The sequence below is a fragment of the Candidatus Chordibacter forsetii genome (genome assembly GCF_964187505.1).
Lineage (GTDB): Bacteria > Verrucomicrobiota > Verrucomicrobiia > Opitutales > Seribacteraceae > Chordibacter > Chordibacter forsetii.
The window spans coordinates 1-13,173 of the sequence record NZ_CAXLML010000208.1 but is presented as its reverse complement, the minus strand read 5'-3'; the positions used below and the strand labels follow the sequence as shown (position 1 = coordinate 13,173).

Sequence of the window (13,173 nt, the reverse complement as noted above, 5' to 3'; positions counted from 1 at the left end):
GGAAATCAAAAGACCTCAAGGCAAAATTCTCCAACCCTGTGCTCCATGATGAATACCTTTATGGATTTAGTGAGAACCTGCTCGTCTGCCTGGAAGCCAGTACGGGCAAACTGCAATGGCGCGGGAAAAAATACGGCTATGGACGCATCCTCGTTTGCGGTGAACAACTGATTATTCTTGGGAACACCGGCGTGCTCACCGTGGTCGATGCCAACCCGGAAAATTTCCGCGAGGTCTTTTCCGGAGCCCTACTCAGCGATGCCCGATGCTGGAATGGACCCGCCCTAGTCAATGGCTACCTCTTCGCCCGTAATGGTGAGGAAATCGCTTGCTTTGACTTGGTCAAGTAAGTTCCCTCTTTTTACCCAAACTCTGGAATCTCTGACCAGTTGGTGGTGTAGCGCGGGGTGCGCATTTCCCGGCGCATCCGCCAGGAATGATCCATTCCCTGAGCACCCCAGAACCCACCCATGGTTCCATAGCGGGCGGCGACCTCCTCCACCGCATCAACAAATCCACGAGTACGGTCATCCCCAAATTCCTCAAACAATAAACCCTGTTGGGAATTTGAAGACACAAGATCGAGTAGAATAATACCGGCTTTTTTATAGGAATACCCCGGTCGGTAAATTGCCCGTAATAGCTCTTTCGCCCGTCGGATCACCCGGATGGGGTCATCGGTTGGTTCATCCAAAGAAAGAGCACGGGCATTGGAATATTGGGCCTGATCCTCGCGGAATCGATTAGTCATGACAAATACCTGAATCCCGCAGGCAAGCGACCCTTCTGCCCGCACCTTACGGATCGCCCGCACCGCATAGTTCGCCACCGCTTCTTCCAGCTCCACCAGTCCGGTGACCGGTTTGCCAAAGGAACGCGAGCAACAGGTATTTTTACGGGCAGACGGAACCTCTTCCAAATCGAGACAGGGCGTGCCCCGTAATTCCTGCCAGGTACGCTCGAGAGTGACTCCTCCAATCGAACGGACCACGGAAGCTGGTACCTGAGTAAGAGACCAGGCATCGTGAGCACCCACCCGACGAAGGCGAACAGCAAGCCTCTTCCCTACACCCCACACATCCTCGATCGCTACCCGACCCAGGGCTTCGAGGTCACCGTGATCAACTTGCATACACCCACTGCCCATTTTTTTGGCTAGGCGGTTGGCAAGTTTTGCCAGGGTCTTAGTCGAACCGAGCCCAACGGAGATTGGTATACCCGTCCACTGCCCGACCGTCCGGCGCATCCTTACCGAAAGCCCAAGGGGATCAGAAATGCCTGAAAAATCAAGAAAGGACTCGTCGATGGAATAGACCTCAAGCTCGGGGGCAAATCGGCGAAGGACAGAAACCACCCGCCCGGACATATCACCATACAATTCATAGTTGGAAGAAAAAACCTGTACCCCGTTTTGCTGACAGAGACTTTTGATTTGATGGAAAGGTGCCCCCATTGGCACCCCGATCTCTTTGGCCTCGTTGGAACGGGCCACTGCACATCCATCGTTATTGGAAAGCACGATGACCGGGCGGTTCTGCAAGTGCGGACGAAACACCCGCTCGCAGGAGACATAAAAATTGTTGCAATCAGCCAGGGCGATCACAGGGAATGGATCACATTGGTGACCACTCCCCAAAGATGGGCTTCATCTTGCTCCTGAAATTGTATGGAGGGATAGTCAGGATTTTCTGGAACCAACCAAGTGACTCCCTTTTCTCGGCGCATTCTTTTGACCGTAAGTTCGCCATTGATCGAGACCACCACCACCTTGCCATCTTCTGCGGTCAAGCTCCGGTCGACCACCAGCAAATCACCATCGTGTATGCCCGCTCCAATCATCGAATCTCCGCGGGCCCGGGCAAAAAAGGTGGCTGCGGGTTGGCGAACGAGATGGGCATTGAGATCAAGGGCACCCTCGGCATAGTCGTCTGCCGGGGAGGGAAAACCCGCTGATACCCCGCAGGCATAGAGGGGAAGTTCGTGCTCGCGTTCTCGAACAAAGCGAAGCACTCTTTCGACTTGGCTAATCGGCAGTCTCACCGGTCGAGTGGGCTCTCCGTATTGGTTGCTCCCTTTTGGTCTTCCCGCTCCTTCTCTTCTTCCTCCTTGGTTTCTCATTTTCTTGTCTTTTTGAAATATGTAACAGAATTCAAAAAGAGCAAGAAGTTCAGGTAAAAAAGATGATCCAAAAGAATCAAACGATCGTTTTATTTAAATGGAAAATAGTAATCAATCCACTCCTAGTAGACATTTAATTGCGGGTGCATCCCGCGGGATTGGTCGGTCGCTAGTCGATCAATCAATCGCTGCCGGACACCAAGTCTACGCCCTTTCACGCACTCCGCCAGCATCCACCCCTACGGATTGCCAGTGGATTATTGGAGATGTTTCTAACCCAGCTTCCTTCGCTGATCAATTACCCGAACAAATCGATGCCCTCACTTATTGTCCGGGAAAAGTGGTACTTGGCCCACTCAAACGCTTACGCCCCGAACAAGTTCTTGAAGCATATCAAACCAATGTGCTCGATGCCTTTACCTTGATTCAATCTTTGCTCCCCAAACTTTCCGGGTCGATTGTGCTTTTTTCATCCGTGGCAGCACGCACCGGATTGCCCAACCACTGTGCTATCTCTGCCGCCAAGTCAGGACTGGAGGGATTTGGGATTGCTCTCGCTGCTGAGCTCGCACCCAAAGTACGCGTAAACCTGGTTGCTCCCACCCTCACCCCCACTGAAATGGGACTATCCATGGTCGGCGGTGAAAAGATGATCCCCATGATCGAAGGACGTCACCCATTAAAAAAGCTCCCCGCAGCAGACGAAGCCGCTTCGGCCGCTCTTTTCCTGCATTCATCGGGTGCTGCTTCTATGACCGGACAGATTCTCAAGGTTGACGGTGGGATGTCCCGCCTCAAACTAGGGTAATGATTACCACCCGCTCTCCTCAGTCCGGCAAGCGGGCTATTGTTTGGTTCCGCAAAGATTTACGCTTAGCTGACCACCCCGCTCTTGATGCCGCCCTTCAGGCAAACAAAGAAATTATTCCCGTATTCATTTGGGATAAGGAAGAGGGTGGCAACTGGTCACCAGGTGCCGCATCCCGTTGGTGGCTTCATCACTCCCTCGAAAGCCTCAGTTCTTCGATTACGAAGCTTGGGGGCACTTTCATCCTTACACAGGGCAATGCCGCTCATGTTTTGCCAGAACTTGCTAAGGCTCACCAGACGGACCAAGTCTTTTATGGCCGGTGTTACGACCCGGCGGGCATCGCCACGCAGGAAGCGGTGGAGGAAGCTTGCGACCTACAAGGTATTAACACCGAGTCCTTCAACTCCTCCCTGCTTCAGGAACCCTGGGAGACTAAGAACGGAACGGGCAAACCCTTTCAGGTATTTACTCCGTACTGGAGGAAGTCCCGAGCTATCATTTATCGGGAACCAGCAAGTTACGATCCCAAGAAACTTTCATTCGTTCAGCAAACTTCCTCCCCTCAATCACTTACCGAGCTTGCTTTGCTTCCCGATCATCCATGGCATAATAAAATGGGTACCCATTGGGAAGTATCGGAATCTGCCGCTCATCAACAGATCGAACGCACGGTTGAGGAAGTTACCCGTTCTTATGCCACCCGCAGAAACCATCCGTCGGTCGATGGAACCTCCCGCCTTTCCCCCTATCTTGCCTGGGGCCAGGTAAGTCCGCGGCAAATTTGCAAAGCGATATTGCAGGCGGAAAACGAGGGCAGTCATCGAGGAGAAAATAAATTTCTGGTGGAAATCGGATGGCGGGAATTTTCCTACCATCTACTCTATCATTTCCCAATCATACCCGACCAGCCCTTGCGTCCTAAATATGCCAATTTCCCATGGCTGGACGATCCAGATAATTTGAAACGCTGGCAGCTTGGAAAAACTGGATACCCTATGGTCGATGCTGGTATGCGTCAGCTTTACGAGACCGGATGGATGCACAATCGTGTACGTATGGTTGTTGCCTCCTTCCTGGTCAAACATCTCCTCCTGCCTTGGCAGGATGGAGCCCGATGGTTCTGGGATACCCTAGTTGATGCTGATCTTGCCAGCAATACTCAGGGCTGGCAGTGGGCTGCCGGATGCGGGGCTGATGCCGCTCCCTACTTCCGTATTTTCAATCCCATTACTCAAGGGACTAAATTTGATGTCCGGGGGGAATACGCCAAGCGTTGGATTCCCGAACTTGGCAACCTTCCATCCAAGCATTTATTTAGCCCTTGGACGGCACCCCCCTCCACCCTTTTGGAAAGTGGAGTTAAACTAGGAGACAACTACCCCGACCCCTGTGTAGATCATCCCGAGGCCCGGGCCCGGGCACTCGCTGCTCTTGCCACGCTCAAACAACCGTAAAACCATTTCATTCAATGGCATCTTCCCCTGTCCCCTCTCCCCGTCGCCTGCTCGTGGTCCTGGGAGATCAACTTGATTACGACCGCTTTCTCCCCGCCGACTTCAATGCTTCATCCGATCTCTTTTGGATGGCAGAAGCGAGTGAAGAGTCCACCCATGTACGATCGAACAAACACCGTATTGTTTGCTTCCTTGCAGCAATGCGGCATTTCCGAAATCATTTATCGAACAGTAAAATACCTCTGCTGTACCACGAGCTTGCAGAAGGCAACTCTTCTCTTAATCAACTACTTGCCGAGGATCTTAGAGCATTAAACCCAGAAATTGTCAGCTTGGTAAAACCTGGAGACCATCGGATTGAAGAAGCCCTGCAAAAAACCTGTCATGACCTCGGGGTTACCTGGGAAGTTCGCGAGGATGAACACTTTCTTTGTTCACAATCTGAATTTGAAGATCATGCCCGGGGAAGAAAATCTTTGCGGATGGAATTTTTCTACCGTGAGATGCGCCGAAAGCACGATGTATTGATGGATGGGAAAGACCCGGTTGGTGGAGGGTGGAATTTTGACAAGGAAAACCGCGAAAGTTTCGGCAAGCAAGGCCCCCCTCAATCTCCCAAGACCCGTGGTTGCCCGCCCGATTCCATAACTCAAGAAGTCATCGAATTGGTAAACCTTCGATTCCCCGACCACCCGGGCGATCTCAAACAATTTATCTGGCCGGTCACCCCCAAACAGGCAGAACAAGCACTTGACCAATTCATCAAGGATTGCCTTCCCACCTTTGGCCGGTTTCAGGATGCGATGTGGACAGACGAGCCCACCCTCTTCCATTCCCTTCTTGGGTCTCCCATAAATTTACGTCTGCTCGACCCCCGAAAAGTCATCCGGGCGGCCGAGAAAGCTTACCAAGAAGACAAAGCCCCTCTGCCCGCAGTCGAGGGTTTCATCCGGCAAATCTTGGGCTGGCGAGAATACGTTCGAGGAATTTATCATTTACGCATGCCAGAATACCGTGAACTAAATTTCCTGGAGGCCGATCGTGCACTTCCCGATTTCTTTTGGACGGGCAAAACAGATATGGCCTGTATGCGGGCCTCCCTGACTCAGGTGCTGGATACCGGGTATGGTCACCACATACAAAGATTAATGGTGGTTGGACTTTATTCCCTGCTTCACGGAGTAAGACCGGGCGAAATTAATGATTGGTTTCTTGCCAATTATGTCGATGCAGTCGACTGGGTGACCACTCCCAATGTTATTGGCATGTCTCAATTTGCCGACGGGGGAATCATGGCATCCAAACCCTATTCCGCGACTGGTGCTTACATCGACCGCATGAGCAATTATTGTAAAAACTGCCAGTACAAACCCAAGGAATCTGTCGGTCCCAACGCCTGTCCCTTCACCACCCTGTACTGGGACTTTCTTGACCGGCACCGTGAACGGCTCCGTGGAAACCAGCGTCTTTCCATGCAGATGCGCAACCTGACCCGACTTTCGGAGGATAAACTCTCAGAGATTAGAAAAGCAGCAAGTTGCCTGCGTCATCAGTCTTAGCCCCATCCTCCATTACCCGCTCTCCCATTCGGGCATAGCCGAGTAAGTTTTCAAGGGTGTCCACTTCTTCAGGTTTTTTATCCCGTCGCCATCTTTGTATCCGTGGAAAACGCAGGGCAACCCCAGATTTATGCCTGCCAGACGATCGGGCCCCCTCAAACGCAACTTCAAAAACGATTCCCGGACGAACGGACCGGACCGGACCAAATTTCCCGGTAATATTCTTACGGACATAGCGGTCGACCTCTTTTAATTCTGCGTCAGACAAACCGGAATAGGCCTTGGCCACCGTGACCAGTTCCTGCTGTTGATCGAGGACTGCTAAGGTATAATCGGAATAAATATTTGCTCGTTTACCATGGCCGAGTTGGGCAGCCACCACCACCATATCCGCAACATAGGGATCGACCTTCCACTTGTACCAACCCCCCATTACCCGGCCAGTAGAATAGACGGAATCCCGCCTTTTAAGCATCAATCCCTCCACTCCGCGATCCCTGGATTCTTCCCGCTGCTTGGCAAGCTTATCCCAGTCCATAGATTTTACAGGCATGGAAAGTTGCAGAGGAAACCCTCCGGGTAATTCTGCAAGCATGGATTCCAACCTTTTTCGGCGATCAAGAAATGGGAGGGTTCTTATATCCACACCCTCCATCTTTAAAAGATCATAAGCCATGAAACGGACCGGTTCTTTTTTCAGGACCGAAGGCCCAGGCTCCTTTCTGCCCAACCGCTTTTGTAAACGACTGAACGAGCGCATACCCTCTGGACCCCAGGCGAGAATTTCTCCGTCTATGGCCAGTCCAGCAGGCAAATGCGGGGAGAGTTTTAATAATTCCGGAAAAGATTCCCCGACCGATTCATCCCCCCGTGTCCATAACAAACCCCCGTTTTCCTCGTTTAAAAATTGGCAACGTATTCCATCCCATTTCCATTCCGCCCACCAATCGTTTAAATCACCTAAAGATTCAGGCTCTTTCAGCAAAGGACTGGCCAAGCAAAAAGGAAAAGGTCGGCACCATGAATCCTCCGGTCTTTCCTCGCCCACAATCTGTTCAAATTTTCGTATTCCAGGATCCCAATCTCCAGAAATCCGCTGAGCGATAATTGCGGGATCAACCTTTCCGACCTCGGCCAGGGCCTTGCATAAATTCCCATGGGATACCCCGATACGAAAGCCCCCGGTCAATAATTTATGAAAGGGTAAAAGGTCCATTGGTCGCAAACGATTCCATGCTCTTTTCAACGCTTCTGCCTTTTCACTCCTGTCCGCATGAGCCAAAGGAAGCAGGATTCCTTGGACCACTTCGCTTAAGCTGGCGGGATCAGCCTCTTTGTTTCCTCCAATTAAAAGCGACAAGGTTTCGGCCAAATCCCCCACCCTTTCGTAACACTCGTCAATTAACCAAACCGGCCAGCCTGAGCGTTGTGATGCCCATTCCCGCAACTCTCCCGTCTTAACCACACCTTTGATCCGATTGCCGGCAAGAAACCAACTTGCCCAGCTCGCATCTTCCTTGGGGGCGTGTTCAAAATAATTTACCATTCGGGCAATCCGCTCACCAGTCTTGGTCATTTCGTCCAAGTCATGAAATAGTTCGGAAAATCCTTTCATTTGTTCACCTCTACTCTTCTCCTGTACGCTCTCCCGAGCCATCAAGCATGGAGGCATCAACTCCACGCTCTTGTAAATAACGGGCCAGGGGTTCGCCATTTCCATGGGTTAATTTTACGCATTCTGCCCCTGTTCCCTCAATCACTTCGAGTAAACCCGACCAGTCTGCATGATCAGACAGTACAAATCCACGGTCCAAGTTGCGGCGTCTGCGGGCTCCCCGAACGGCCATCCACCCCGAAGCAAACCCTCGACTGGCACCCTTGAATCGTCTCGTCCAACCAGCATCCTCCACCGCAGGAGGGGCTACAATCATTGAACCCGCCCATTCGCCCGATCCTTCTTTTGGTTTTTGAACCTTTGGAAAGACCACCCCGTATTTTTCATAGACCGGGAGAAAGGGGTGAACCGCCCCGTGAGCAAAAATTGGTCCAATTGAAGAATCGAGACCCCGCAGTAACCGTTGTGCCTTCCCCAGGGAGTAGGCAAAAAGCATCGATGGACGGCCGGCCTCCACATTTTCCTGCCACCAGGCATTGATCTGCTGGTGGATAATTCCCTCCTTCTGCCAGCGATAGACGGGTAGGCCAAATGTACACTCGCTTACAAAGACATCGCACTTTACAAGCTCGAACGCTTCGCAACTCCGGTCTGGTTGTGGTTTATAGTCTCCACTCACCACCCAAACCCGGCCACCCACCTCCACTCGAATCTGAGAAGAGCCCAGAATATGTCCGGCTCGATGAAATGAAACATGGGCATCTCCAATCTTGCACACTTTTCCGTAAGCTATGCCCTCCGCCTGGATCTCTTGACCCAGTCGTAATTTCAGAAGGGGCAGACAACTTTCCGAAACTAAATATCTTCCATGCCCCGGACGGGCATGGTCGCTATGAGCATGAGTAACCAAGGCTTTATCCACTCGTCCTCGTGGATCGATAAAAAAGCCACCTGCAGGACAGTACAGTCCTTCTGGCCGCACGATCATGGGTTCATCCATAAGATAAACTGGAGAGAACTCCTGAAAGAAAAATACAATCTTTCGAAGTTCGAATAAAAAAATCGGAATTTTGATTTCGCATGATCTTAAAATATAAAACCTTCGTTCTATTAATTGTTATGGCACCATATAGTTACACGCAAACGAATGATTCCTCCGATCCAATCGGCCGATTCATTTCCGACCGTTCACGCATGGCTCCCCCAACCAAGGAAGAGTATGATCAGTTATTTGGAGACTTCAATAAAGGTTCTGAATCCGCAAAGCAGGAATTGATTGAGAGACATATCCGACTGGTTGCATCGATTGCCCTTAAATTCCGTCAGGTAAATGTCCCAATGGAGGATGTAATGGCTGAAGGAATTCATGGACTTATTATTGCGATCGAAAAATTTGATCATACCCGGGGGATCAAACTTAGCACCTATGCCGCCTGGTGGATCCGTCAGCGCATCCAGCGATTTGTGAGCAAAATGGCCGAGGCGGTTTCTATTCCTCATGATGTTTCCCAAGGCAAAAGAAAAGAAAATAATCTCCGTACAGAACTTCAGATTTCCTTGGGTCGCGACCCTACTGACGATGAAGTCAAATCCGCTCTGGATGACACCCGTAATTTGTCGAGTCGGGTAAAATATGCTCCTTCCAGCACCATGTCCTTAGACGAACCATTTTCCGATGATTCTGACCATTCACTCATCGATGTAATGACTGATGAAAAAGAAACCCAGCAATCATACCGTGAGGATGGTTCTTTAGCAGATGACATTCGGGTGGCCTTGGGCTTTCTTGATCAAAGAGAACGAAAGGTATTAGGTATGCGCTTTGGTTTAACCAAAGATAAAGAATCGATGAAATTAGATGATATCGCAGAAATTCTTAATGTTTCCGGGGAACGTGTACGCCAGTTAGAAGCACTTGGCTTGAGAAAGTTACGGGCCGTGGTGATGAACAATGGAAAACTAGATTTTCGCAACTTGGACAAGTTAGTTGGTATCGAATTGCGTGGCAAAACCAAGATGAGTCCTTTACAACTCTCTTTAATCTTGGACAATGCCGCGTAATTCATGATTTCTAGCTTATCTAAGTGGGTCTGCCCTCCCCCGGAGACTCAAGGTGAACCTGATTCCACTCAAGATAAAGTGGAATGGTTCCGTTGTGTTCCATACATCCTGATTCATTTAGGTGCTCTGCTCGTCTTCTTTACTCCGTTTGTATGGCCTTGCTTGTTCGTGCTCTTGCTTTCTTATTCGGCACGCATGTTTGCGATTACTGCCTTTTACCACCGTTATTTCTCTCACCGCACCTTTAATACAGGACGAATCGTACAGTTTTTGGGAGCTTTTGTCGGTTGTGCATCCGGACAAAGAGGACCTCTTTGGTGGGCCGCACACCATCGTAGACATCATCGGCATTCTGACACCGATAAAGATTCGCACTCTCCCCATCACAAAAACTTCCTCTGGAGTCATACCCTTTGGTTTATGACTGATTATGCCCTCCCCACCTTTCTCAAGGAAATTCCAGACTGGGCAAAATTCAAGGAACTCCGTTTTATCAATCGCTATGATTGGATTGCAGTTCTCATGCTCGCTTTAGGATGTTATTTTTTGGGAGAATGGTCGCTATTCCAAACCTGGACTGGAATAAATGGGTTAGGTATGTTGGCATGGGGATTTTTTCTTCCCACCGTCCTGCTCTATCATGCCACCTTCTCGGTAAATTCGCTCACCCACATGTTTGGTAAGAAAAAATATGAAACCGGGGATGAAAGCCGAAATAATTGGTTTGTTTCCATCATTACTTTTGGTGAGGGGTGGCACAATAATCACCACTTCTTTCCCGGCTCTGCTCGACAGGGTTTTTTACCCTGGGAAATTGACCCCACCTATTATGTACTCCGAACACTTGCCCTTTTTGGCTTGGTTCGCAACTTACGCCCAGTGCCTGCATGGGTAAAAGACAAGGCGAAACAGTAACCGGTCTAGTGGTCGTCCCCTGGCGGATATCATGAAATTAGCAGTCATTGGTTCGGGCATTTCTGGTTTAGCCTGTGCTCACCTGCTCAAAAAGAACCACGAAATCGTACTCTTCGAGGCTGCGAATAAACCAGGCGGACATGTTAACACTGTAGATGTTAATGGTCGTACAGGTGATTATAGGGTGGATACCGGATTTATTGTCTTTAACGAACAAAACTATCCAAATTTCGTCCGCCTCCTCGAAAAACTCGATGTACAATCACAACCCACACGAATGGGCTTTTCCGTACGGTCGGAAAGAACTGGTATCGAATATAGCGGAGAATCGATCCTTGGATTATTTGGCGGCTTTAAAAACCTGACTGACCCCAAACATTGGGGGATGGTCCGGGATCTTTTACGATTCCATCGTCTGGCCGAAGAAAAAGCATATTCAGATGAAACGGTGGGAGAATTTATTTCCCGTCATCGATTTGGAAAACGATTTGCTGAGGCATTCTTACTCCCCCTTGGTTCGGCCCTTTGGTCATGCTCTGTCGATCGATTTTCTTCGTTCCCTATCGAGTTCCTCACTGATTTCCTGTCCAACCACAATATGTTACAGGCCTACAATCGGCCAGTTTGGAGGGTCCTGCAGGGAGGATCAAGAACCTATGTTGACAAAATCGCACAGGGACTTGGCGATCGTCTACGACTTTCCACTCCCATTCGTTCCGTTCAACGATCCGAAAATGGGGTAACCCTAAGCCTGCCAGATGGGAGTACCCAAAGGTTCGACCAAGCCATTCTTGCCTGCCATGCTGATCAATCCTTGAAAATGCTCGATGGTGCCGAGAGTGAGGAGATCGAACTTTTACAGAAGTTTCCTTATGAACAAAATAAAGTCTCTTTACATTCAGACGATCGGTTACTTCCCCGTCGTAGTTCCGCCCGAGCAAGTTGGAATGCTTACCTGCCCAAGGAAAAAAAAGATCATTCCGTAGTCACCTACGACATGAACATTTTACAAAGCCTGCCAACCAAAGAGCCCTTTTGCGTATCACTCAACCAGGAATCGTCCATCGATCCATCCTTACGCCACGCGGATTTCACCTTCGAACACCCTACCTACCATCCCGGTCGTAAGTCCGCCCAAGCCATGCACCCCTCCTTTATCCAGCGCCGGGCAATATCCCTTTGCGGGGCTTATTGGGGGTATGGATTCCATGAAGATGGATTGGCTAGTGCTCTTCGGGTGTGCAAATCATTTGGAGAAGAATTGGGATGAATAGCTGTTTGTATTTTGGTGAGGTATCTCACCACCGAAAATCTCCCAAAAAGCATGATTTAAGCTACCAAGTATACATGGGTCATCTCTTTCTTGATGAATTGGCAGATATATTTACCGGGCGTTTCTTTTGGTCAATCGACCGTTCCAACCTAGGAAGTTTCTTTCGATCAGACTATCACCGCCCTGAAATTCCTGATCTTTCCAAAGCGGTAAGGAATACCATGTCCGAACAGTTAAAAAAGGAATTTTCCGGTCCGGTATCCATCATCACTCACTTGCGCACATTTGGACACTGTTTTAATCCGGTAAGTTTTTATTTTTTATGGAATGAAGAAAAAACGCGACCGGTAGCGATGATGACCGAGATTACCAATACTCCATGGGGTGAATGTTATGCCAAGTGCTTTACCTGGGAAAATGAAGCGGAAAATAGCCGGATGGACTACGAATTTCGCAAAGAATTTCATGTCTCTCCATTTATTGGTATGGAGGTCGAGTACGATTGGCGCTTTCGTCTACCCGCCGAACGTTTTCAGGCGGACATGATTTTACGAGAAAAAGAAAAAACTTTTTTTACCGCTCACCTTCAGCTTAACCGTCATCCTTTAGACGGAAGAAACCTCGCTTGGGCACTGGGCAGGTTTCCATTTATGACCCTGAATGTAGTACGGGCAATTTATTGGAATGCATTGCTCTTGCGACTCAAGGGTTGCCCTTTTTATCCACACCCCAAACATTTGCCTGATCCTTCTTAGTTGATGAAAGCAAGCGCCCCCGTATCGATTCCCCCACCCCTTCGCTCGACCGGCGAAGACTTTGGCCTGTTTGGCCGTTTACTGCTCAAACAATTTACCAAAATCAAACGGGGTCGATTAATTCTTAAATTTTCCGGTCGTGAACATGTCTTTGGAGATAGCCAGGCATCCTCCCCCATAAACATAACGGTATTGAATCCGGTATTTTTTCGCAAAGCCTGCCTTGGTGGTTCCCTTGGCGTTGCCGACAGTTATTCAGCGGGCGACTGGGAAACCAATGACCTCGTCGGCTTGTTCCGTTTATTTTTACAAAACTTTGAAGTGATGGACGACCTCGAAGGCGGTTGGGCATCCCTGCTGAACAAGCTTGCCCGTTGGGGATATATGGTCGGGCAGAAAAATACCGTTAAAGGAAGCCGGCGAAATATCGCCCTGCATTACGACTTGGGCAATGATTTTTATAAGCTCATGCTCGACCCGACGATGACTTATTCCTGCGGTATTTTCGCCTCCGAAGAAACCACCCTGGAAGAGGCATCCCTTGCTAAGTACGACCGCATCATCGAACAGCTTGATATTAAGGACGGGCAAAAGGTGTTAGAAATCGGATGT

At 49.6% G+C, this 13,173-nt stretch carries 12 protein-coding genes and 1 pseudogene; 9 read left to right on the top strand and 4 right to left on the bottom strand.

The window, feature by feature from the left end; translation table 11 throughout:
- Positions 1-350: pseudogene (locus ACKPQ4_RS09135) on the top strand (PQQ-binding-like beta-propeller repeat protein); the annotation flags it as partial.
- An 11-nt stretch (positions 351-361) separates the two neighbouring features.
- Here ACKPQ4_RS09135 and ACKPQ4_RS09130 read toward each other — a convergent pair.
- Both ACKPQ4_RS09130 and ACKPQ4_RS09125 read right to left on the bottom strand, forming a co-directional pair.
- On the bottom strand, positions 362-1,636 hold the full coding sequence (locus tag ACKPQ4_RS09130) for a Y-family DNA polymerase (RefSeq protein ID WP_407680875.1): 1,275 nt from the start codon (positions 1,634-1,636) through the stop codon (positions 362-364).
- Positions 1,600-2,118: a LexA family protein gene (locus ACKPQ4_RS09125; protein WP_407680874.1), complete on the bottom strand. Its 519-nt coding sequence runs from the start codon at positions 2,116-2,118 to the stop codon at positions 1,600-1,602. The genes ACKPQ4_RS09130 and ACKPQ4_RS09125 overlap by 37 nt, the downstream gene beginning before the upstream one ends.
- 97 nt (positions 2,119-2,215) lie before the next feature.
- On the opposite strand from ACKPQ4_RS09125, the gene ACKPQ4_RS09120 reads away from it, so the two are divergent.
- Genes ACKPQ4_RS09120 through ACKPQ4_RS09110 form a run of 3 tightly spaced genes read left to right on the top strand, consistent with a single transcriptional unit; the run spans position 2,216 to position 5,942 of the window.
- Positions 2,216-2,926, top strand: a complete 711-nt coding sequence (locus ACKPQ4_RS09120; protein ID WP_407680873.1) for an SDR family NAD(P)-dependent oxidoreductase — start codon at positions 2,216-2,218, stop codon at positions 2,924-2,926.
- The gene (locus ACKPQ4_RS09115; protein ID WP_407680872.1) at positions 2,926-4,383 is read left to right on the top strand and encodes a cryptochrome/photolyase family protein; all 1,458 of its coding nucleotides are present in this window, start codon (positions 2,926-2,928) and stop codon (positions 4,381-4,383) included. The genes ACKPQ4_RS09120 and ACKPQ4_RS09115 overlap by 1 nt, the downstream gene beginning before the upstream one ends.
- Positions 4,384-4,397: 14 nt before the next feature.
- Positions 4,398-5,942, top strand: coding sequence for a cryptochrome/photolyase family protein (locus tag ACKPQ4_RS09110; RefSeq protein ID WP_407680871.1), 1,545 nt, complete (start codon positions 4,398-4,400; stop codon positions 5,940-5,942).
- Here ACKPQ4_RS09110 and ACKPQ4_RS09105 read toward each other — a convergent pair.
- Positions 5,905-7,614 (bottom strand): ATP-dependent DNA ligase, encoded by a 1,710-nt coding sequence (locus ACKPQ4_RS09105; protein ID WP_407680870.1) that lies wholly within the window; start codon positions 7,612-7,614, stop codon positions 5,905-5,907. The two genes, ACKPQ4_RS09110 and ACKPQ4_RS09105, sit on opposite strands and share 38 nt — an antisense overlap.
- Entirely contained in the window at positions 7,568-8,557 is a 990-nt protein-coding gene (locus tag ACKPQ4_RS09100; protein WP_407680869.1) for a ligase-associated DNA damage response exonuclease, read from the bottom strand. Before ACKPQ4_RS09100 ends, ACKPQ4_RS09105 begins: the two co-directional genes overlap by 47 nt.
- Before the next feature lie 119 nt (positions 8,558-8,676).
- Here ACKPQ4_RS09100 and ACKPQ4_RS09095 point away from each other — a divergent pair, with 119 nt between their 5' ends.
- The 5 genes from ACKPQ4_RS09095 to ACKPQ4_RS09075 form a co-directional block, all read left to right on the top strand.
- Positions 8,677-9,618: a sigma-70 family RNA polymerase sigma factor gene (locus ACKPQ4_RS09095; protein ID WP_407680868.1), complete on the top strand. Its 942-nt coding sequence runs from the start codon at positions 8,677-8,679 to the stop codon at positions 9,616-9,618.
- A gap of 3 nt (positions 9,619-9,621) precedes the next feature.
- On the top strand, positions 9,622-10,533 hold the full coding sequence (locus ACKPQ4_RS09090; RefSeq protein WP_407680867.1) for an acyl-CoA desaturase: 912 nt from the start codon (positions 9,622-9,624) through the stop codon (positions 10,531-10,533).
- A 31-nt stretch (positions 10,534-10,564) separates the two neighbouring features.
- Positions 10,565-11,803 carry an NAD(P)/FAD-dependent oxidoreductase gene (locus ACKPQ4_RS09085; RefSeq protein WP_407680866.1) on the top strand — a complete coding sequence of 413 codons (1,239 nt, stop codon included), beginning with the start codon at positions 10,565-10,567 and terminating at the stop codon, positions 11,801-11,803.
- The gene (locus ACKPQ4_RS09080) at positions 11,800-12,561 is read left to right on the top strand and encodes a DUF1365 domain-containing protein (protein WP_407680865.1); all 762 of its coding nucleotides are present in this window, start codon (positions 11,800-11,802) and stop codon (positions 12,559-12,561) included. The genes ACKPQ4_RS09085 and ACKPQ4_RS09080 overlap by 4 nt, the downstream gene beginning before the upstream one ends.
- Before the next feature lie 3 nt (positions 12,562-12,564).
- Positions 12,565-13,173 (top strand): class I SAM-dependent methyltransferase (locus tag ACKPQ4_RS09075; protein WP_407680864.1); only part of this gene is annotated, 609 nt, incomplete at its 3' end.

Excerpts from the sequence above, each read along its gene's own strand:
- ACKPQ4_RS09125 (WP_407680874.1), bottom strand. The coding sequence starts at position 2,118 with ATGAGAAACCAAGGAGGAAGAAGAGAAGGAGCGGGAAGACCAAAAGGG.
- ACKPQ4_RS09120 (WP_407680873.1), top strand. The coding sequence starts at position 2,216 with ATGGAAAATAGTAATCAATCCACTCCTAGTAGACATTTAATTGCGGGT.
- ACKPQ4_RS09115 (WP_407680872.1), top strand. The coding sequence starts at position 2,926 with ATGATTACCACCCGCTCTCCTCAGTCCGGCAAGCGGGCTATTGTTTGG.
- ACKPQ4_RS09110 (WP_407680871.1), top strand. The coding sequence starts at position 4,398 with ATGGCATCTTCCCCTGTCCCCTCTCCCCGTCGCCTGCTCGTGGTCCTG.
- ACKPQ4_RS09105 (WP_407680870.1), bottom strand. The coding sequence starts at position 7,614 with ATGCCTCCATGCTTGATGGCTCGGGAGAGCGTACAGGAGAAGAGTAGA.
- ACKPQ4_RS09100 (WP_407680869.1), bottom strand. The coding sequence starts at position 8,557 with ATGGATGAACCCATGATCGTGCGGCCAGAAGGACTGTACTGTCCTGCA.
- ACKPQ4_RS09095 (WP_407680868.1), top strand. The coding sequence starts at position 8,677 with ATGGCACCATATAGTTACACGCAAACGAATGATTCCTCCGATCCAATC.
- ACKPQ4_RS09090 (WP_407680867.1), top strand. The coding sequence starts at position 9,622 with ATGATTTCTAGCTTATCTAAGTGGGTCTGCCCTCCCCCGGAGACTCAA.
- ACKPQ4_RS09085 (WP_407680866.1), top strand. The coding sequence starts at position 10,565 with ATGAAATTAGCAGTCATTGGTTCGGGCATTTCTGGTTTAGCCTGTGCT.
- ACKPQ4_RS09080 (WP_407680865.1), top strand. The coding sequence starts at position 11,800 with ATGAATAGCTGTTTGTATTTTGGTGAGGTATCTCACCACCGAAAATCT.